The organism is Hominimerdicola aceti (assembly GCF_025567495.1).
Classification (GTDB): domain Bacteria; phylum Bacillota; class Clostridia; order Oscillospirales; family Ruminococcaceae; genus Hominimerdicola; species Hominimerdicola aceti.
This window is the reverse complement of record NZ_JAOQJZ010000004.1, coordinates 141,939-162,697: the sequence shown is the minus strand read 5'-3', so window position 1 is coordinate 162,697 and position 20,759 is coordinate 141,939. Positions and strand designations below refer to the sequence as shown.

15 protein-coding genes are annotated in these 20,759 nt (G+C 43.7%); 12 read left to right on the top strand and 3 right to left on the bottom strand.

Translation table 11 applies throughout. The annotated features are described in order from the left end of the window. The first annotated feature begins 1 nt into the window (after position 1). Positions 2 to 685, top strand: coding sequence for a hypothetical protein (locus OCV57_RS05745; RefSeq protein WP_267300762.1), 684 nt, complete (start codon positions 2 to 4; stop codon positions 683 to 685). A gap of 72 nt (positions 686 to 757) precedes the next feature. On the opposite strand, the gene OCV57_RS05740 is transcribed toward OCV57_RS05745, so the two are convergent. After that, on the bottom strand, positions 758 to 2,068 hold the full coding sequence (locus OCV57_RS05740; RefSeq protein WP_267300761.1) for an SGNH/GDSL hydrolase family protein: 1,311 nt from the start codon (positions 2,066 to 2,068) through the stop codon (positions 758 to 760). Positions 2,069 to 2,373: 305 nt separating this feature from the next. On the opposite strand from OCV57_RS05740, the gene OCV57_RS05735 reads away from it, so the two are divergent. The 7 genes from OCV57_RS05735 (at position 2,374) to OCV57_RS05705 (ending at position 9,839) form a co-directional block, all read left to right on the top strand. Further along, positions 2,374 to 2,598 (top strand): hypothetical protein, encoded by a 225-nt coding sequence (locus tag OCV57_RS05735; protein ID WP_267300760.1) that lies wholly within the window; start codon positions 2,374 to 2,376, stop codon positions 2,596 to 2,598. A 358-nt stretch (positions 2,599 to 2,956) separates the two neighbouring features. Further along, positions 2,957 to 3,181, top strand: a complete 225-nt coding sequence (locus tag OCV57_RS05730) for a hypothetical protein (protein ID WP_267300759.1) — start codon at positions 2,957 to 2,959, stop codon at positions 3,179 to 3,181. 34 nt (positions 3,182 to 3,215) lie between these two features. Then, a complete protein-coding gene (locus OCV57_RS05725; RefSeq protein WP_267300757.1) occupies positions 3,216 to 3,656 on the top strand; it encodes a hypothetical protein in 441 nt (146 codons plus the stop codon). Positions 3,657 to 3,804: 148 nt separating this feature from the next. Next, positions 3,805 to 5,679 carry a GGDEF domain-containing protein gene (locus tag OCV57_RS05720; protein WP_267300756.1) on the top strand — a complete coding sequence of 625 codons (1,875 nt, stop codon included), beginning with the start codon at positions 3,805 to 3,807 and terminating at the stop codon, positions 5,677 to 5,679. A gap of 353 nt (positions 5,680 to 6,032) precedes the next feature. Then, positions 6,033 to 6,494: a GtrA family protein gene (locus OCV57_RS05715; RefSeq protein WP_267300754.1), complete on the top strand. Its 462-nt coding sequence runs from the start codon at positions 6,033 to 6,035 to the stop codon at positions 6,492 to 6,494. Positions 6,495 to 6,511: 17 nt separating this feature from the next. Further along, the gene (locus OCV57_RS05710) at positions 6,512 to 8,074 is read left to right on the top strand and encodes an NAD(P)/FAD-dependent oxidoreductase (protein ID WP_267300753.1); all 1,563 of its coding nucleotides are present in this window, start codon (positions 6,512 to 6,514) and stop codon (positions 8,072 to 8,074) included. A gap of 1 nt (position 8,075) precedes the next feature. Continuing rightward, a complete protein-coding gene (locus tag OCV57_RS05705; RefSeq protein WP_267300751.1) occupies positions 8,076 to 9,839 on the top strand; it encodes an ArnT family glycosyltransferase in 1,764 nt (587 codons plus the stop codon). A gap of 128 nt (positions 9,840 to 9,967) precedes the next feature. Here OCV57_RS05705 and OCV57_RS05700 read toward each other — a convergent pair whose 3' ends face one another. Continuing rightward, entirely contained in the window at positions 9,968 to 12,682 is a 2,715-nt protein-coding gene (locus tag OCV57_RS05700; RefSeq protein WP_267300750.1) for a cellulase family glycosylhydrolase, read from the bottom strand. 314 nt (positions 12,683 to 12,996) lie between these two features. Here OCV57_RS05700 and OCV57_RS05695 point away from each other — a divergent pair, with 314 nt between their 5' ends. Beyond that, positions 12,997 to 14,205, top strand: a complete 1,209-nt coding sequence (locus tag OCV57_RS05695; RefSeq protein ID WP_038670246.1) for a cellulase (glycosyl hydrolase family 5) — start codon at positions 12,997 to 12,999, stop codon at positions 14,203 to 14,205. A gap of 220 nt (positions 14,206 to 14,425) precedes the next feature. Then, entirely contained in the window at positions 14,426 to 15,691 is a 1,266-nt protein-coding gene (locus OCV57_RS05690; RefSeq protein WP_267300749.1) for a cation:proton antiporter, read from the top strand. A gap of 381 nt (positions 15,692 to 16,072) precedes the next feature. Here the strand turns inward: OCV57_RS05690 and xylA are convergent, their stop codons facing one another. Next, positions 16,073 to 17,398: a xylose isomerase gene (gene xylA / locus OCV57_RS05685; RefSeq protein WP_022287212.1), complete on the bottom strand. Its 1,326-nt coding sequence runs from the start codon at positions 17,396 to 17,398 to the stop codon at positions 16,073 to 16,075. A gap of 1,093 nt (positions 17,399 to 18,491) precedes the next feature. On the opposite strand from xylA, the gene OCV57_RS05680 reads away from it, so the two are divergent. Together OCV57_RS05680 and groL are read left to right on the top strand one after the other, a co-directional pair. Continuing rightward, complete coding sequence (locus OCV57_RS05680) at positions 18,492 to 18,764, top strand: co-chaperone GroES (protein WP_022288719.1); 273 nt, start codon at positions 18,492 to 18,494, stop codon at positions 18,762 to 18,764. A 43-nt stretch (positions 18,765 to 18,807) separates the two neighbouring features. Beyond that, positions 18,808 to 20,451, top strand: coding sequence for a chaperonin GroEL (gene groL / locus OCV57_RS05675; RefSeq protein ID WP_117877148.1), 1,644 nt, complete (start codon positions 18,808 to 18,810; stop codon positions 20,449 to 20,451). The last annotated feature ends 308 nt before the right edge of the window (positions 20,452 to 20,759 follow it).

The window sequence follows — 20,759 nt, the reverse complement described above, 5'->3', positions numbered from 1 at the left end:
AATGAATACCCTGAAACTTTTCGCAAATGTGCAGAAATATTATTGCTACGTGGTCTATGCCTTTGTTATCTGCCTATACGGCGTGATAACATTCTCTATCTACCTCAACTCAGGAAACGATGTCGCCTATGCCTATGAGGTGGTAATGCCACTCACCCTCGCCGCCTCTATCGTGGCAACCGCCGTGGGAACATATATCATCTATGCAAATTCCGAGAAAATATCCGCCGCAAATTGCCTTTCAAAACGTAACACTATCGGCTGTATCTTCCTTAGCGTCATCGCAATGTCTTTGACGATTTCCGCCGTCTATACCCTGTGGATATTCGCAGCGGAAAGATCACTGAATAGCAATATGTTCAATAAGCTCGTTATGAAAGCCAGCGTCCTCGACCTGTTTTTCAAAGGCTCAGCCCTAAAAAGCTACCTCTCCGCAGCATTGTTTTTCACCCTCATCTCCCTCGCTTCCCTTGTTTTAAGCGCATTGATAAAACGCTTTAGAGGTATAGTCGCTGTGCTGTCAGTGACGGTTTTCACCGCCGCAGTGATAAAAATGATATCAGCCGTAAATTTCCATACCTTTGTCGATACCATGACCTATAGAAGAAATATCGCAATTATCTCAGTCATGCTCGTTGTGATACTTTTCTCCGCAGCATATAAAAGAATGGATATAAATAAATGATACAAAACGGATAAAGCATAAAAAATTGGCGGATACAACACCATGTATCCGCCAAAATATTATTATAGATCCTTATGAAATAAGCCAGTTAAGTATCTGGAAGTTAGGCTTTGCGTCATCAACGACAGTTACCTCAACAGTGTGAGTAGCCACCTCGTCAGATGAGTATATCTGCTGTGCCTTAGCGTAGTTGCCCCAGCCGCTTGTGAAGTCAGCGTTGATAGTCGCAACGTCCTCGCCATCGACCTTTACAGCAGCCACGCCGGACTTGCCGTCAACTGTCATGTAGTATATCATACCAATGTTCTTTGCAGTTATCTCAAACTTGATAGTGCCGCCTGTTGTTGTTCCCCAACCGTCTGTGAACTTCTGGAATGTTGTAACATCTGTGAATGTTCCCTCGTCAGTTGTCTTTACAATGTCCTCTGTCTGACGGCTTCCGATAGTAGCGTCAGCGAATACATCGCCTGTCGGTGCAACAGTGCTTGTGTCAAATGCCTTTGCTTCCTTGTCAACGCTGTCAATATTGTCCTTTATGTTGCCAACGAATTTTGTGAGCAGTGAAGCCATTATAACGTGTCCGTCATCATTAGGGTGAACGTTGTCAGGTGAAATGTCAGCCCATGTGAAGTTGCCAGCCTCTATCTCAGGCATAACAGCGTCATGATAAGATATCATAGGAATGTTGTAAGCCTGCGCTACCTTGAGATGTGCAGCCTGTGGAGATGTACCCCCCTCAGTTGAAGGCTCAAGTATCATAACTGCAGGATTGTTGTCCTGCTCAAGACACATTCTTACAAGGCTGTCCATACAGGACTCATAAAATTCATCATCAGCGTCATTGATAAACTCGATAACGATAATGTCAGGCTTAGCCTCCAAAGCGTCACGCTGTGCCCTGTGAACACCTATGTATGAGTCAGTTGCACCGATACCGGCATTAGTAACATCAACATAGAAGCTTATGTTTTCCTCCCACCAGCTCTTGAACTGGTTTACATACTGATTAGTTGAGGAGTTAGCACCTGAACCTGCCGTGATAGAGTCGCCGATGAAACAGATCTTTGTTGTCTCCTTAGGATTTTGCAGAGCGTAGTCGAGTTTAGCCGCAAGACGGGAAGTGTCGCCCTCGTTGATAACGCTTCTGGCGATCATGTTCTCAGTAGCACCATTTTTAACATCTATCTTTTCCGTAGATGCAGGGTATTCAGCAAGAAGCTTGTCTGAAACACTTTCGGTATCAGCCGCACTTGAATCGGAAGCCTGAGAGTTTGCCGCAGCGGAGTTTGAGTCAGCAGCAGAAGAGCTGTTTGAATTACCGCAGCTTGTGAGAGCAGCGCTTGTCATGCAAAGAGCAAGAGCCGCCGCAAGGAATTTCTTCATAGTAATAAGGTCCTTTCATATCTTGATTTTGCCAAATGGCTGTATATATTAACAAATATATTATACAACAAAAAGCAAATTAATGCAATAGGTATAAAACGATTACATTTGAATAAATCAGGGGCGAGGGTAAATGAGGAGCGGAGTTAAATGAGGAGTGAGGAGTGAGGAATGAGAAATGAGGAATGAGGAATGAGCATAGCAGACCAAAGTAAATTGCAAGCATAAAGTAAAATAAAGCACCGAGCGAAGCGAGCAAAAGGTCCAGGGACACGTCCCTGGTCAGGGTCAAGGGGTGAAACCCATTGTGGGTACAGGGCAAAGCCCTGTCGGAGTTTGAGGCAGAGCCTCATTCGGCGCAAGCCGACAAGGTGCAGATTGTAGTATCAAAAGCAGATAGAAATATGATATCAGATGAAAGTGATATCGGAGAATTAAATCTGCACCGCCTTTCTAGCCCTAAGCGCAATGTAGATACGCAAAGAGCGGAGCGATTTTGCGGAGGAATAAACTATCCCGAATATATGTAGGGGCGAACAGCGTTCGCCCGTGTTCTGAAATTATGCAATTTCAGCATTGTAGGGGCTGGCGCCCTCGACAGCCCGCTCGAAGGAGTGAGGTTTGTATTTTTTTCACAAGCCATGCAGGGGGACAAAGGCTGTCGAGGGGTCGGGACGTCGAGGGCGCCGTCCCCTACAAATGCGTTGTGTGGTTATTCGGGGTTGTTGTGAAAAAACACAAATGGTGACGTGCGAGAAATAATGGGACGTCGTATTTCTGCAAAGCAGAAATTGCGCCGCTCCCCTACATGGTTTGTGCTAACACCCCCAGAAACCATTTGACAATCCCCTCCCCCAATGCTATAATAAATTCAGGAGGTGACATAACATGGAAATGTTTGATCTGAGAGCCGACTATAAAACACTGCCTGACGAAACTCTTCGCAGGCATTTCCGCAGGCTTATAAAAAGGCAGCGGCGATTTGCAGCTTTTACCTTTGCGTTGCTTATTCCTGCGGTTATAATATACGGAATGATGGGATGGGCGAATTTTTTTGCGTCGGAAAGTGCGATGTTCGCATTTTTTGATGCAAGCTCAAATGCCTTTTTTTAACTATGCGGCGTTTGCCGCAAGCGGAGCTTTGCTTATGGCGGATACAACTAAATTGATAGTCGCATCCCCTGCCGTGATGATATTATATATGGGTCTGAAATTCGCCCTTTTTGACAGTGTGTCAGGCGATACTTTCGTTATGCTCGCCTACCTTATAGTAGCCGCTGTCATCACCGCGAAAACTGTGTCTGACCTTAACTTCATGCGTAAACTCCCCAACTTTCCCTTCGACGGCAGAAAAGAGCGTATAGACTTCGAGGGGCTTACCCGTGATAAAATGACCGAAAACCTGCAAAAATTGCTGGATAACCAAAAGGGCGATAAGGTCATAACTAACGATTATGAGGATATCTTTACAAGCGATAAACCACAGGATATCGCCAGCCCTCCCGAAAATACCGACGAGTATCTCCAACAGCATAAAATGTCTTATCAGCGTGTAAGGTCATGGAACGATGTGAGCAGACTGGATTAACAGCCTGCTCCTTTTCTTTAATTATTTAATCAAGTGTGCGAAACTATGTCTTAATTTCTTAAAAATTGTCCAATTTTCTCTTGATTTATTCATTAAATCATGTTATAATAACACTGTGTTTGAATTTATAGGAAAGGAGCTGTGCTGTATGATCGGTAACATCAAAATAATTGCGGTCTGTATGTGTAAAGTCTATGATGAGCGTAATTATAGAATCATACGGGCTCTTAATAATTTTGCTGTTGAAAACGATTACAGGCTGTTTGTATATCACACCTGCTCAGACCTTTATTGGAAGACTCTGTCTGAAAAAGGCGAGCAGTCTGTGTTTGACCTTATTGATTATAATATAACAGATGCCGTCGTGACCTTTGAAGAGGGTGTGTATGCTGAGAATGTAATGACAAAAATCAGAATGGACGCCGCCAAATATGGTAAGCCTGTCATATCAGTCGGCGTAGAGCATGACGATTGCATAAGCATCAAATTCGGCTATGCAAAAGGCTTTGAGCAAGTGGTTCGCCATGTGATAGAACAGCATGGTGTAAGAGATATAGGCTTTATCGCAGGCAGAAAAGACGAAGAAAATTCAGAAGAGCGTATAGCAGTTTTCAGAAAGCTACTCGAGGAGTATGATATCCCATTCAGAAATGATGTCTTTTATTACGGTGACTATTGGTCTGTTCCTGCTTTGAAAGCAGTGGACGATATGATAGAAAAAAATAAAGTCCCAAGAGCGATCATCTGTGCAAACGATATGATGGCTATAGCCGCAGGGGCTGAGTTTCAAAGAAGGGGCTATAAGATCCCGGAGGATATTATCATAACAGGCTTTGACGGCTCAGAAGAAGCTAATTTTTGCACTCCTATGCTTACAACAAGCGGCTGTAGCTATGATGATACCGCTAAAACAATCATTAATGTTATAAGTAAAGCTCTGGCTGGTGAAAAGCCCGAAAAAATATATACAGTAGACTATGATCTGTCCGTTGAAAATTCCTGCGGCTGTAAACCCTCAGTGGAGCAGATAAATACGGGGGAGTATATCAGAATACTCCGAGACAGAATGAATCGCTATCAGGACGAGGAGCGTGTCCTCTATGAGCTTGCAGTGAATATCATGAATTGTGAGACTCCTAAGACTCTTGCTACACTGCTGAAGGAGTATAATTTTGGCGATGTGGCTGTTGTGGTGAACGGCGATTTCTTTGACGAACGTAAAGCCCCTGGTGTAATAAGCGATAGAGAACCGCTTTTTAGCGATAAAATGATACTTTTGCGGAGCCGTGCCGTGGAAGATAGAAATATCCCACAGCCTTTTGACCGCATCAACATCATTCCCGATATAGAGAATATAATGGACTATAAAGTCCCCCTCATATTTTCAGCACTTGCCCATATCGGCGTACCACTTGGCTATGCCTGCTTCTATTTTCCGGCGCAGCTCAGCGAGTATTTTAAAATACCACTCTATGTAAATTCCCTAAATACCGCCTTGGGCAGCTTCCGAAGCGTCACCTATCAGAAGTATATGACAAAGCATATCGAAGAAATGTACCGTCACGATATGCTAACAGGGCTTTATAACCGTACTGGCTTTTATAATGCCCTTGAAACTCTCCCACGAAGAAACGACCAGCTTGCATTGGTGGTCTCAGTGGACGTTGACGGATTAAAGTATATAAACGATAATTTCGGACACGAGGCAGGCGACTATGCAATAAGAGCCGCCGCAAACGCTATCGACAGCGTGAGCATTGAGAATAAGGTCTGCGGAAGATTTGGCGGAGATGAGCTTGCCCTTTTTGCTATAGTTGATACAGACCTTTCCGATCAGGTCAAGGAGGAGATAAAGGATAAAATGGCAGAGCTGAACAGACGCTGCGGAAAATCCTATGTCCTCTCAGCAAGCGTGGGTGCAGCCGTTGCTCCGGTAGAAAACTTCAGGTTTGACGATGTAATGCACATCGCCGATAAATATATGTATGAAGATAAAAGACTTAAACCTCATAACAGAATATGATCTGTAATGGTTCTGAAAAAACTTGTATGGGCGACCTTTGGTCGCCCTCTTTTTGTCATTGACCGGTCGGCAAAAATTTTCATACACCCTCAGCGGACGGATAAAACCGTCCGTTTTTTTGTTTTTGCACAAGTTTACTTGACGAAATGAAGAAAAAGTTGTATAATATTGATTAATGCTTTATGAACTTTGTGTTTAAGCACCATGTACAAAAACAGTGTCATATATTTGTGCGAAAGATAGAATTTTGTAAAAAATAGCAACATTTTGCCTTTATAAAACGTACTTATATATAGTAGGCTCACTTTTTGCAGTGTTGCCTACAAGAAACTTTTCAGAACGGAACATAAAAAATGAAGATAAAACAGCTTTTTTCGGGTGATACCGATAATACATTCATACAGTTTTTCAGATACGTCTTTGTGGGCGGCTTTGCCTTTGTGGTGGATTACGGCATTATGACCGCACTTGTGGAGCTTTGCCGCTTCGACCCCGTCATTGCCGCGACTATCTCTTTCGTGGCAGGACTTTTGGTGAACTATTCCCTGAGTACGTTTTGGATATTCAAAAATTCAAAGATAAAAAACCGCCTTGCAGAGTTTGCGGCATTTGCCGCCGTGGGCGTTGTGGGACTTGGCATAAACGCCGCAATAATATGGCTTTTCGAGGAAATCCTTGCTTCAAAGCTCATATTCGGCACACTTCTTCCGCAGGATAAATATTATCTTGTGGGCAAACTCGTTTCCACAGTGATAGTTTTCATATGGAACTTTGCAGGCAGAAAATTTATTATATTTGATAAAAATAAAGACTAAACAGGAGAGGATAACACATGGAAAAGGTAATTATTATAGGCGCAGGCCCAGCCGGTCTGACTGCGGCAATAGAGCTTCTTAAAAACGGCGGTGACTATGACGTGACCATACTCGAAGGCTCTCAGGCAATGGGCGGAATATCACAGACAGTGAGATATAACGGCAACCGCATGGATATAGGCGGACACAGATTTTTCTCCAAAAATCAGCAGGTCATGGATTGGTGGGCAAACCTTATGCCTTTGCAGGGCAAGCCTGCCTATGACGATAAAAAGCTAGGCCACGAAAAGCCACTTGCCGAAAACGGCCCCGACCCTGAAACTGAGGATAATGTAATGCTCGTCCGTGACAGAGTGTCGAGAATTTATTACAACAAGCACTTCTTCGACTACCCTATCTCAATGAAGCCCGAAACCATAAAGAACATGGGCTTTGTCACCACCATGAAAGCAGGCTTTAGCTACCTGTGGGCGTGCGTGTTCAAAAAGCCTGAAACAAACCTTGAGAACTTCTATATAAACCGTTTCGGAAAAGTCCTCTATTCTATGTTCTTTGAGGGCTATACCGAAAAGCTCTGGGGCAGACACCCAAGCGAGATATCCGCAGATTGGGGCTCACAGCGTGTAAAAGGCCTCTCTATCACAGCCCTTTTGAAAGATATGTTCAAAAAGGTGTTCGGCACAAAGAATAAGGACGAGGTGGAAACCTCCCTTATCGAACAGTTCTGGTATCCAAAATACGGCCCAGGTCAGCTTTGGGAGACCGCCGCTGAGAAAGTAAAAGAGCTTGGGGGAAAAATACTCACAGGCTGTCAGGTAAAGAAAATAATGTGCGAGGGCAGGAAAGTCACCTCCGTTGTCTGCGATACCGCTGAGGGCGAAAAGACCTTCACAGGTGATATCTTTATCTCCTCAATGCCTGTCAAAGACCTTATCCTCGGCATGGACGGCACAAAGCCTTGCGATACCGTCATAAAGATAGCCAAGGGTCTGCCATACCGTGACTTTGTTACCGTTGGTCTGCTGGTCAATAAGCTCAACCTTAAAAATGAAACAAATAAAACAACTCTCGGCAATATCGTTCCTGATTGCTGGATATACGTTCAGGATAAGGGCGTAAAGCTTGGCAGAATACAGATATTCAACAACTGGTCGCCTTATATGGTGGAAAAGCCTGAGGATACAGTTTGGATAGGCCTTGAGTATTTCTGTGCCGAGGGGGACGATTTCTGGAATATGTCCGATGAGGATTGCGTGAAATTCGCCACCGCCGAGCTTGTTAAAATGGGCGTCATCTCCGAAAACGAAGTGCTCGATTCCCATAGAGAAAAGGTCAAGAAAGCATATCCTGCTTATTTTGATACATATAAGCATTTCGATACCATGATAAAGTTCCTCGATACTTTCCCGAACCTCTATTGCGTTGGCAGAAACGGTCAGCATAGATATAATAATATGGACCATTCAATGCTCACCGCCATGGAAACAGCCGAGGCTATAAAAACAGGCAAAAAGAGCAGAAAAGATATTTGGAACGTGAACACAGAAAAAGAATACCACGAAGAAAAATCTGGAAACTAATATGAACAAAAAGAAAGGTGGACTTCTTCTGTCCCTGCGGAAAGACATGAACAGAAGAGCCATAAGCGACAGACGGCTTGAGGCGAACTTCCGCACCCTCAGCCGTCACCCTTATATAGTTGCGGCGTTCATATGCCTTGCACTCACAGGCTTTGGAAGCTATAGCTATAAGTTTTTAAACGGCGTCATTGTGTGTGGCTTTTTCATGATAATAGAGTTTTTCTACCTCAGACGGTTTTTGAAACAGCTCGATGACAGCGGAAAGCATACCGCAGGTTCAGTTTTGACCTTTGCAGGCAAGACCCTTTTGACCCTTGCGGCAGTGAATTATTTCGTACATACCCAGTATAAAGCGGCTTTTATCTGCTTTGCAGGACTTTGCGTCGTGCTTGTTATGTATGTCGTTTTGCTCAATAACGATAAAAAGTTCCATGACCGTGTCACCTGCCTTGCCTTGGCAGGAGCAGGCTTTGTTCTGCGCTATTCCTATGTTTTCATGTCTGATATTTACACAAGACAGAATGACGTGTGGTATTTCGGCGGCGAGGGCGGTCACGCAGGCTATATAGAGTATATCTATAATAACCACGCCCTGCCGAATTTCGACCCTACCACCCTTTGGCAGTATTATCACCCGCCTCTGCATCATATCATCTGTGCAGTGTGGCTGAAATTCTGCACCTCCGTAGGCATAGAGTATTACATGGCGTGCGAGGCTATACAAGCCTTGACCCTCTTCTATGTCTGTGCCGTAACGATAACAGTCTATAAGATATTAAGGCTCTTTGACCTTAAAGGCAAAGCCCTGACTATCCCGTTCGGTATGTGCTGTATGTATCCATACCTTGTCCTTATGTCAGGTGGGATAAATAACGACCCTCTCATGCTGTGCTTTACAGTGGGAGCAATATATTGCGTGCTGAAATGGTATAGAGAGCAGACCGCAAAGAATATCGTCAAAGCAGCCCTCTGTATCGGTCTTGGCATGATGACAAAAATATCCGTAGGGCTTATCGCCCCTGCCGTAGCCATACTTTTCTTTGTGGCGCTTGTGCAAAATCGTAAGAATATGGCAAACCGCCTGGGTCAAATGTGCCTTTTTGGTGTAATATGCTGTCCTCTTGGACTTTGGTGGAGCGTGAGAAACTACCTGCGTTTCGGCATAAAACCAAACTATGTCCCAAGCCTTTCAAATGCCGACGTCCAGTATATAGGCGACCTTACAGCCAAACACCGCCTTACAGACTTCAGCTTCTCACAGATCAAAATAGTCTTTGAGCAGTGGGGCGGAGAAAGCTATAAAGAGTATAACCCTACCATAGCAATGCTTAAAAACTCCATTTTTGGCGAGGGCATAAACGAAACTTTCTTCCCCGAAAACGCAATGCTCGTGCCATATGCACTTTTCTGGATAGCCTTAGTTCTTGCGGTCATAGCGTTCATCGCAATGCTCATAGTGCTTTTTGTAAAGACCGATAACGCAAGATTCACCGAAAAACTCATGCTCACAGTGGTCTATGCCACTATCTTAGGCAACTATTATAACTTCTGTATCAGATATCCTTTTATCTGCACAATGAATTTCAGATACATAATCCCATGTATGCTCATAGGACTTATAAATATCGGACTTTTCACAGACCTTTGCAACCGCTCTGAAAAAGCCCCCTGCAAAGCCATAGTCAGCACCCTGAGCTATCTTTCTTCTGCGTTTATCGTCCTGTCCTACATAACATACTTCTTTGTGGCAAGCACCAACGGATAAAACCCCGACCCCATGTAGTGACGAACAACGTTCGCCCGCCTAGCTTCCCCACAAACTGAAAATTATCGCAAAAAAAATACCGACCGCTCAACCCGAGCCGTCGGTATTTTCATTATGCCAATATAACCTTATTTCTTAGTAGTCACATTCTTAACAGCCGACCAAGCGCCGTAATACTTTGTGCCGCCTACAGTTGTGTAAGATCTCACACGAACGTAATATTTCTTGTTGCCCGAAAGCTTTGAAACAGTGGTCTTGTCTGTCTTGTTGTTTGTTATAGCCACTTTCTTTGCACCAGTGAACTTTGAGTTGGTAGCATACTGAATTTCATATCCGGTAGCAGATCCCTTCTGCGCCCAATCCACAAAGAAAGCCTTTGACTTTGCCGTAAGCTTCTGTATCTCCTGCTTTGCAGGATTTATCTTGAACGTCTTTGTGATAACTCCGCCATACTTGCCCTTGCCTGTTATCTTTACAGTAGCCTTGCCAACTTTTTTGTTGTTGGAGTATGAAACTGTGTAGTCAGTGCCGTTTTTAAGAACAGTGTTTCCGACCTTTACAGTTACGTTTTGTGTAATAGCCTTTCCTGTGAAAGCCTTTGTGGAAATGCCCGAAACAGTAGCCTTTGTGATGTCGTTGTTAGCTGTCTTTATGCTCTTTATATCAGACCATGCACCGTAGTATACCTTGCCGTTTACGTTTGTGTAAGAACGAACACGAACATAATATGTCTTGTCCCCTGACAGACCGCTTACTGTCAGCGTGTCAGGCTTGTTTGCTGTCAAATGCTTTGACACTGCACCGCTCATGTTTGCGTTTACAGAATACTCAACGTCATATCCCGTTGCAGAGCCTTTCTGCGCCCAATCAATATAGAAGCCCTTGTATTTTGTTTCAAGCTTCTGTATCTGCTGTTTTGCAGGAACAATGTCGAACTTAGCATTCAGAGAGCCTGAATAGTTGCCCTTGCCTGTTATCTTTACAGTAGCCTTGCCAACGTTCTTGTTGTTTGAGTATGAAACTGTGTAGTCAGTGCCGCTTGTAAGCGTCCTGCCTGCTACCTTTACTGTAACTGACGGAGTAATATTGCTTCCCGTGAATGAAACGCTTGAAGCCACTGAAACTGTTCCGCCTGCCATTGCACGCTTTGTGATAGTGAAGTTCTTTGATGTGTAACCTGTGTAGTCGCCCATGCCTGTCGCAATAACAGTTGTAACGCCAACGTTCAGATTGTTTCTGTATGAGATAGTGTAATCCTTGCCTTCCTGAAGCACCTTGCCGCCAAACGTAACTGTAGCCGCAGGCTTTTTGTATGTGCCGTCATAAACATAGCTTGTTTCTGAAAGCGTAAGAAGTCCGTTGTTAAGGCTCTTCTTTGAAACAACTATCTTAACGTCCTTTGAAACGCTGTTATAACCATTTGCAGAAGCCGTAACAGTAACATATCCTGTGCCTGTCCTGAGAGCGGTCACGTTTCCGTTCTTGTCAACAGTGCATATTGACGGAGTCGTGCTTTTGTATGTGAGAACAGCACCGCTTGTTGATGAGCTTGCGCCAATGTTCTTGCTCTGTCCCGCAACTATGGTAACGCTTGAAGAGCAGTTAAGATCTGCTTTTTTGCCGTAAGGCTTCATAAGAGCCTCGATAACGTCCTTTGCAGGGCTTGTAACAGTGTTGTCTTTTCTGTTTATGTAGCCGTGATATTCACTGTTGAGAACAATGTTGCTTCCGTTGTATACTGCAAAAGCATTGTTGTCCCACAGTACGCATGGAATTTTGTTCTTTTTTGCAAGCGCAGTGTAGTCTGTTGCCCACTTTACACGCTCAGCAGTGTTGTTCTTGTCCGTTGAGCCAAACTCGCCGATAACAACAGGTATACCCTTGTCACGGAAATTGCTTTTCAGCGTGCTGAAAAGGTCCTGAAGCTCGTTCTTTATAGAAGATGTATATGTAGAGGTCGAGCCTGAACCAACATTCATTGCAAAGTTGTAAGGGCTGTAAGCGTGAACTGATACAGCGATGCGGTTTTTGTTGCCTGAAATATCTGTAGGAAGCTTGAAGCCTGAAACAGTTGCCCCGTCTATGGAAGCGTCGTAACCGGGACACATGATAAGTCTGCCCCTGTTGTTTGAGCCTGTGGCTCTTATGGTGTCAACAGCCTTCTGATTGAGCTTGTTAATGCACTCTATAGCGTCCTTTACCTCTGACGGAATGCTCCACTTGTTGAACCACCACTCATAGCCTGTGCCAATAAGCCGAGGCTCGTTAAGGGTTTCAAATATAAGATGATAGTCATAATCCTTGAAATATTCTGCCATCTGTGACCATACGCTCGTAACAAATTTCTCAGAGCTTGAATATGCAGAAGACCTTGGATAATATCCTGCTCCCGAAGCGCTTGCAGAAGACTTTGTGTCATGATGAATGTTGAGAATTACATACATATCGTTTTTGTAGCAGTAGTCAACTACTTCCTTTACTCTCGCAAGCCATGCAGAGTCGATAGTGTAGTTGTCACCCGATACGTGCTTGCCCCAAGAAACAGGCACTCTCACCGTGTTGAAGCCTAAAGACTTTACCTTGTCTATAAGAGCCTGAGTTGTTTTAGGATTGCTCCACGATGTTTCCGTGTCAAGACCTGAACCGCCTGTTGCGTCAAGAGAGTTGCCCAAATTCCAGCCCAGACCCATATCCTCAAGTATGGCTTCCGTGTCAGCGTTTTTGAGAGTATCTCCCGACAATGCCTGCACATTTATATCCCCAAGGTCAAGACCAATAAATATGGTCATTGCCATTAAAAGAGATAAAATAAAGCTCAGGTATCTTTTTGATACTGATTTCATTCTTTCCCGTCCTTTCATATATAAAATATTAACCTCATCAGTGTCTTTCATTATACCACATCTCTGTTCAAATTAGAATACGCTTATTAAACAAATAACATACATTCTTTTTGTGTATAAATCTCAAATGTTCATATTTTTAATCACTATATAAAAAGTGTCGATTTACTAGGGTTAATATAATTATACAATGTTAAAATTTTAGAGGATATTATCTGCAAAAAAATCAGATCTTGCTATTGAAAATGAATCAGTATTGTGCTATAATCAAATGTGTTCAAAACTTTAGTCCAAAGAAAGGAAAGGTATATTTTATGAAAGTTAAACAGTGGCTTGCATCATCACTTGCAGTGCTGATGCTTGTTTCGACCGTGGGCTGCGGAGATAATTCCTCAAGCTCAAAGGCTGAAAGCAAATCAAACAACAGCTCTGCCGTTGTTTCGGAAACTGCAATGCCTGAAAAGGATTATGCAACAACGACCGACGGCTCAGCGAAAGTCAAGATCGACGGAACAAAATTCATGGTGGGCGACAAGGAACTTTGGTTCAATGGAGTGAACGCTCCATGGGATAAGTGGAACGACTTTGGCGGAGGCTTTAATTTTGAGTTTTGGCAGGATCATTTCCAGAAGCTTCACAATTCAGGCGTAAATGCCGCAAGGATCTGGATAATCTGCAACGGCGACGTTGGTATGGCTATCTCAGCAGACGGTACATTTGACGGTGCAACAACAGCTCATTGGGAGGACCTTGACAATCTGTTCTATCTTGCAGAGCAGTATCAGATCTATATAATGGCAACAGTTCAGTCCTTCGATAACTTCAAGGATCAGAACCAGAATTATCAGGCTTGGAGAACGCTCATTCAGGACAGCGACAAGACAGATATGTTTGTAGATAACTATATAGTTCCTCTCGTTCAAAGATATGGCAAGAGCGACTATTTCTGGTCTGTGGACCTTTGCAACGAGCCTGACTGGATAGTTGAAAATGAAGAGTGTGGCAAGCTTGATTGGCTCTATCTGGAGCAGTATTATGCAAAGGCAGCCGCAGCTATCCATGCAAATTCAGACGTTCTCGTAACCGTGGGCATGGGTATGATAAAGTATAACTCCGACAGCCAGCAGGGCAACAAAATATCCGACAGTGCGCTTCAGGACGTTTTGAGCGGTGATAAGTATGACAAGAGCCTTGCCTATGTTGACTTCTATTCAACTCATTGGTACACCTGGATGCAGGGAATGTGGGGATATCCTTTCAGCGAATCTCCAACAGACTTTGGCCTTGACGGTACAAAGCCTTGCGTTATAGGCGAATGCCCGGCCGTTGCAAGCGACAGCGATTTCGACATCACCTCAGCTTATGAGGACGCTTACAATAATGGCTGGAACGGCGTGTTTGCATGGAAAACAAGCGGTCAGGACGACGGCTGCGGTCTGTGGCTGGATATACAGCCTGCTATCGAGAAAATGGCAGGTATCTGCGAGGATAAGATATTCCCTAACGGCAAAAAAGCTGTATAAACAAACTTTGATAAAATAATCACAAAAAGAGCCGACTTTTGCGGCTCTTTTTTGTTGCTCTTTTTTGTGAACAAATTGTGCTGTCTGTTGACTATAGTGCGGCATAATGCTATAATAAGATACGGAAAATCAATGACGATTTGCAGAGAGTAAAATGCTGTAGATCGTTATTTTTACGCATTAACGTCATATAATGGCGGCGTGGAAAGGAAGTAAAATCATGGAAGAATACAGCTACATATTGTTTATTGCACTTATACTGCTTTCGACCAAAATTCTCGGACTTGTAACAAAGAAAATGAAACTGCCGCAGGTAGTCGGTGCGTTGTTGGCGGGCGTAATACTCGGACCTGCCGTTCTTAATGTTGTAAAAGAAACTGAGTTCATCTCAGAACTGTCAGAAATTGGCGTCATCGTGCTGATGTTCACCGCAGGACTTACAACAGACGTTAAGGAGCTTAAAAGGACTGGTAAAGCGTCATTCATAATCGCTCTTCTTGGCGTTATCGTACCACTGTTCGGCGGACTTGGACTTGCCGCTGCAATGGGCATAGGCAAGGGCGATAAGCTCGCCTGCTCACCATTCCTGCAGCACCTCTTCATAGGCGTTGTGCTTACTGCAACATCAGTTTCTATCACAGTAGAAACTCTGAAAGAGCTTGGCAAGCTCTCTACAAGAGCAGGTAATGCCATTCTCGGTGCGGCTATCATAGACGATATCCTTGGTATCATCGCATTGACCCTTATCACAAGCCTTGCAGATACAAGCGTTCACGTTGCAACAGTTCTTATTAAGATAGTAGCGTTCTTTGCAGTGGCTATCGGCTGTACAGTCGTTTACCATGTTGTGTTCACAAAGTGGAGAAAAAGAGATAAAAAAGACCTTAGACGTCACGTTATCATTTCCTTCGTTTTCTGCCTGCTCATGGCGTATGTAGCAGAGCTTTTCGGCGTAGCAGATATCACAGGCGCATTTGTTGCAGGTCTTGCAATTTCAAGCGAAAAGGACGTAAAGTATATCTCAAACAGATTTGAAACACTTTCGTATATGTTCCTTTCACCAGTGTTCTTTGCAAGCATCGGTCTTACAATGAACGGTATCAACATGAACGGCAAAATGGTGCTGTTTACAATTTTGCTCCTTGCTGTGGCAATAATCACAAAGATAATAGGCTGTGGACTAGGCGCAAAGGTTTGTAAGTATACAAATCAGGAAAGTTTGCAGATAGCAATGGGTATGATCTCACGAGGCGAGGTCGCACTTATAGTAGCGGCTAAAGGACAGAAGCTTGGACTTATGGGCGACGAGGTTTTCGCACCTATCATCATCATGGTAGTTGCAACAACGATAATCACACCGGTATTCCTGAAGTTTGTGTTTAAGGATAATCATGAAGAACACGTTGAGGACGAGCTTATGAAGTCTGTGGAGGGCTTCTCACAGTATGAGCAGGAGCTGCAGGAACTCTCAAGAAAAGAAAAGTAATGATAATCAAAGAGGGCGGTTCGCTGAGAGCCGCTCTTTTTTTGTACAAAAAAATCCGCTGCCACGAATGATAGCGGATATGGGTGCAGGGGCACGCTTTCATATTTTATCACAGCGTAAAAAATGATATGGGCAGCGATAAAAAAATCCGCTACCACGAATGATAGCGGATATGGGTGCAGGGGCACGCCTTCATATTTTATCACAGCGTAAAAAATGATATGGGCGGCGATAAAAAATCCGCTGCCACGAATGATAGCGGATATGGGTGCAGGGGCACGCTTTCATATTTTATCACAGCGTAAAAAATGATATGGGCGGCGATAAAAAAATCCGCTACCACGAATGATAGCGGATATGGGTGCAGGGGCACGCCCCTGCTTAAAGATTGAACATGATCTGATTGAGTACGCTCTCCAGATATTCCTGTCTGCCGCTTGAAAGTGAGTCAGTAACTTCGCCCTTCTCAACTGCATACTTCTCAAGGCTCTCCATGTCAGCCTTACCTGCAATGATGTCTGCACCAATGCCTGTTGTCCAGCTTGCATATCTGTCATCAACGAACTTGTCAAGTCTGCCGTCCTCAATGATCTTTGCAGCAGCCTTAAGACCAAGTGCAAATGTGTCCATACCTGCAATGTAGCTCAGGAAAATGTCTTCCATTGTGTATGAGCCTCTTCTTGCCTTAGCGTCAAAGTTCAGACCACCGTTTGTGAAACCGCCTGCCTTGAGAACTTCGTACATACAAAGTGTAGCGTCATAAGCGTTTGTAGGGAACTGGTCTGTATCCCAACCGAGCAGTGGGTCGCCCTGGTTAGCGTCGATAGAACCGAATACACCGTTATCTCTTGCAACTCTCAGCTCATGCTGGAAAGTGTGCTGTGCAAGTGTAGCGTGGTTAGCCTCGATGTTCATTTTGAAGTCCTTGTCAAGACCATATTTTCTCAGGAAACCGAGAACTGTAGCTGTATCGAAATCATACTGATGCTTTGTAGGTTCCTTTGGCTTTGGCTCAATGTAGAAATCACCAGTGTAGCCCTTTGAACGAGCATAATCAACAGTCAGCTTCATAAGTCTTGCCATGTTGTCAAGCTCCAGACCCATGTTTGTGTTCAGAAGAGTTTCATAGCCTTCTCTTCCGCCCCAGAAAACGTAGCCCTTACCGCCAAGCTTGATAGTAGCGTCAACAGCGTTCTTGATCTGAGCAGCCGCATAAGCGAAAACATCAGCAGAAGGTGATGTGCCTGCTCCATGCATATATCTTGGGTGATCGAAGCACTTAGCAGTACCCCAAAGAAGCTTCTTTGTAGGGTCAGCAGCCATTTTTTCAGCTATGTAGTCAACTACCTCAGCAAGCTTTGCATTAGTGGTGCCGAGATCACCGTACTCAGGAGAAAGGTCACGGTCATGGAAGCAGAAATAGTCAATAGAAAGTTTGTCCATTATCTCGAAAGCAACATCGACCTTCTTCTTAGCTCTTGCCTCAGGAGCAGCCTCGCCCCAAGTCTTGTCAGTAGTGCCGCAGCCGAACATATCAGTGCCGTCGCCGCCCATTGTGTGCCACCATGAAAGAGCGAACTTGAGCTGTTCTCTCATAGTCTTGCCCATTACAACCTCATCTGGGTTATAATACTTAAAAGAGAGGGGATTAGTTGAGTTTACACCCTCATACTTGATCTTTGGAATATCCTTAAAATACTCTGCCATAATTTTGACCTCCGAATATATTATTGTTTGATCTTAACGATTAAACGATTACAATACAATAATACACCAAATCGCACCCGTTTGTCAACTGTTTTTTATCAAAATTGCATATATTGATATATATTAAAATTGTGGGATAACTGCATAGACACACTATTTTTTCTCGTATTTTCATCAATATTTCTGTAATGATTTTGTGTAATAAATGCACAAATTTTGACAACTAAACTTGTGCAAACAAATGATTTATCTTTTAATTTGGCAACATTTCTGCAATTGTTGCATTTTTTATGCAACAAAGCACCCCTTTTTCGGGATAAGTATAAGGGTATTATCCCAAATCGAATATCCTGCAAGGTAGCAGTGTATGAGGAAACATTTTGTCAACGTGAGTTAGGTGAACACGATGAGAGGTTCTGATCGCACAGAAAAGCACTTCCTGCACCTTGTTTGAAGCTTGAAAATTGAATATAAAATACGGATAAACCCACGGCAACAAATCTGTAGGGGCGAACACCGTTCGCCCGTCGAAGGAACAAGCCCACAATTACAACACGGTTTGGCAACCGAAAAACTTGCCCACCGCACCTGTGGGGGAGAGACGCAATTTCTGTTTCACAGAAATGGGCGTCCCGTTCGGAGAGGTAACGCCGTGGTTTTGGTATCTTCGATGTTGAATTATTCGGGGTGACATTGTTGTGATAATCTCCGTTAATTCAATTGGTGAGGAATATCGGGACGCCGAGGGCGTCGTCCCCTACAATTATGGATACTGTTGATACGCATACCTCCATTGAATACATTTATCCCCACCCGAAAATCTGATTTCAGACCTGCAATACCCCTTAATAAATTGTACAATATGCTTCTGAAACCAATTTTTATCCTGATAGATATTGTGCAATCCTACAAAAATCACATAAATGACCTTAAATGACTTGAATTTTGCGAAAAAGGTGCTAAAATATAATTAGCACTCAGAAAGAATGAGTGCTAACAATCAAACGGTGAGAGTGCTGAAAAGACTAAAAATACAGCAGCTCACAATATTTTACAAAGCTTATAATTGGTATTATAAAAGGAGGAACTTATCATGGCGATCAAACCATTGCAGGACAGAGTTGTAGTTAAGATGACAGAGGCTGAGGAAACCACAAAGAGTGGTATCATTCTCACAGGCTCAGCTAAGGAAAAGCCTGAGGTCGCAGAGGTAATAGCTGTAGGCCCTGGTAAAAAGGACGTTACTATGGGCGTTAATAAGGGTGACAAGGTGCTTATCTCTAAGTACAGCGGTACTAATGTTAAGCTGGACGGTGAAGAGTTCATTATCGTTAAAATGGACGACATTCTCGCAGTTGTTGACTAATTTCACTGCATTTTAAATAGTATATAAACGGAGGTAATTTACAATGGCTAAGGATATAATTTTTGGCGAAGACGCAAGAAAAGCTTTGCAGAGCGGTATCGACAAGCTCGCAAACACTGTTAAGATAACACTGGGACCTAAGGGCAGAAATGTAGTTCTTGATAAGAAGTACGGTGCTCCTCTTATTACAAACGACGGTGTTACTATCGCTAAGGAAATTGAGCTTGACGACCCATTTGAGAACATGGGTGCTCAGCTTGTAAAGGAAGTCGCTACTAAGACTAACGACGCTGCCGGTGACGGTACAACAACAGCTACATTGCTTGCTCAGGCTCTTGTTAGAGAGGGTATGAAGAATATCGCAGCAGGTGCCAATCCAATGGTACTTAAGAAAGGTATGGATCAGGCTGTAGATACTGCTGTTGAAACTATCGTCGCTAACTCAAAGAAGATAGAAGGCTCTGATGAGATAGCTAGAGTAGGTGCTGTTTCTGCCGCTGATGAGAATATCGGTAAGCTTATCGCCGAGGCTATGGAAAAGGTAACTGCTGACGGCGTTATCACTCTTGAGGAGTCAAAGACTGCTGAAACTTACAGCGAAGTCGTTGAGGGTATGCAGTTCGACAGAGGATATATCGCACCTTACATGGTAACAGATACAGATAAAATGGAAGCTGTTCTTGATGACGCTTACATTCTTATCACAGACAAGAAGATCTCTAACATTCAGGAAATTCTTCCACTTCTCGAGCAGATCGTAAAGGCTGGCAAGAAGCTCCTTATCATTGCCGAGGACGTTGAGGGCGAGGCTCTTTCAACTCTTATCGTAAACAAGCTGAGAGGTACTTTCACTTGTGTAGCTGTAAAGGCTCCTGGCTTTGGCGACAGAAGAAAGGAAATGCTTCAGGATATTGCTATCCTCACAGGCGGTCAGGTAATTTCATCTGAACTTGGTCTTGAACTCAGCGAAACAACTATGGAGCAGCTGGGCAGAGCAAGACAGGTAGTCGTTCAGAAAGAGAACACTATCATTGTTGACGGTGCTGGCAACAGCGACGATATCAAGGCAAGAGTTGGTCAGATCAAGTCACAGATCGAGAACACAACTTCTGATTTCGACAGAGAAAAGCTTCAGGAAAGACTTGCTAAGCTTTCAGGCGGCGTAGCTGTTATCAAGGTCGGTGCTGCAACTGAGGTAGAAATGAAAGAGAAGAAGCTGAGAATCGAGGACGCTCTGGCAGCTACAAAGGCAGCTGTTGAAGAGGGTATCGTAGCAGGCGGCGGAACAGCTCTTATCAACGCTATGCCAGCAGTTAAGAAGCTCGTTGACAAGCTCAGCGGTGACGAAAAGACAGGCGCTCAGATCGTTTATAAGGCTCTTGAAGAACCAGTTAGACAGATCGCAGTGAACGCAGGTCTTGAGGGCAGCGTTATCATAGACAAGATAATCCGTTCAAGAAAGGTCGGCTACGGCTTCAACGCTTATACTTCTGAGTATGTTGACATGATACCTGCAGGTATCGTTGACCCTACTAAGGTTACACGTTCAGCTCTCCAGAACGCAGCTTCTGTTGCTTCAATGGTGCTCACAACTGAGAGCCTTGTTGCAGACAAGAAGGACCCACAGGCTGACGCTGCTATGGCAGCCGCCGCAGCAGGTGCAGGCGGAATGGGCGGTATGTACTAATAAGCTCCCATGACTAATATCTGATATAATTTACAGCCTCCGTAGTTATCCTGCGGAGGCTGTTTGTATGGAACGGGTAATATTTTATGATATAGTTTACAAAAATCAAATAATATCATCGATGCTTTTGTAAGTAAAATCCAAAAGTATTGATTAATTAAATTAAATATATACATATTGTTGCAGACGTCCGCTTAAAATTGGAGCAAATTATGATATTTAATAAAAAGTTAAATAAATATTCACACAATGGGTTTGTGAATTTGTTATAATACTTATATCAATTTGAATAATTATTGTCTTTTGTT

Bases quoted from the DNA above. Each gene is read 5' to 3' on its own strand.
- groL (WP_117877148.1), top strand. From the start codon at position 18,808: ATGGCTAAGGATATAATTTTTGGCGAAGACGCAAGAAAAGCTTTGCAG.
- xylA (WP_022287212.1), bottom strand. From the start codon at position 17,398: ATGGCAGAGTATTTTAAGGATATTCCAAAGATCAAGTATGAGGGTGTA.
- OCV57_RS05710 (WP_267300753.1), top strand. From the start codon at position 6,512: ATGGAAAAGGTAATTATTATAGGCGCAGGCCCAGCCGGTCTGACTGCG.
- OCV57_RS05730 (WP_267300759.1), top strand. From the start codon at position 2,957: ATGGAAATGTTTGATCTGAGAGCCGACTATAAAACACTGCCTGACGAA.
- OCV57_RS05745 (WP_267300762.1), top strand. From the start codon at position 2: ATGAATACCCTGAAACTTTTCGCAAATGTGCAGAAATATTATTGCTAC.
- OCV57_RS05740 (WP_267300761.1), bottom strand. From the start codon at position 2,068: ATGAAGAAATTCCTTGCGGCGGCTCTTGCTCTTTGCATGACAAGCGCT.
- OCV57_RS05700 (WP_267300750.1), bottom strand. From the start codon at position 12,682: ATGAAATCAGTATCAAAAAGATACCTGAGCTTTATTTTATCTCTTTTA.
- OCV57_RS05690 (WP_267300749.1), top strand. From the start codon at position 14,426: ATGGAAGAATACAGCTACATATTGTTTATTGCACTTATACTGCTTTCG.
- OCV57_RS05715 (WP_267300754.1), top strand. From the start codon at position 6,033: ATGAAGATAAAACAGCTTTTTTCGGGTGATACCGATAATACATTCATA.
- OCV57_RS05720 (WP_267300756.1), top strand. From the start codon at position 3,805: ATGATCGGTAACATCAAAATAATTGCGGTCTGTATGTGTAAAGTCTAT.
- OCV57_RS05725 (WP_267300757.1), top strand. From the start codon at position 3,216: ATGGCGGATACAACTAAATTGATAGTCGCATCCCCTGCCGTGATGATA.
- OCV57_RS05695 (WP_038670246.1), top strand. From the start codon at position 12,997: ATGAAAGTTAAACAGTGGCTTGCATCATCACTTGCAGTGCTGATGCTT.
- OCV57_RS05705 (WP_267300751.1), top strand. From the start codon at position 8,076: ATGAACAAAAAGAAAGGTGGACTTCTTCTGTCCCTGCGGAAAGACATG.
- OCV57_RS05680 (WP_022288719.1), top strand. From the start codon at position 18,492: ATGGCGATCAAACCATTGCAGGACAGAGTTGTAGTTAAGATGACAGAG.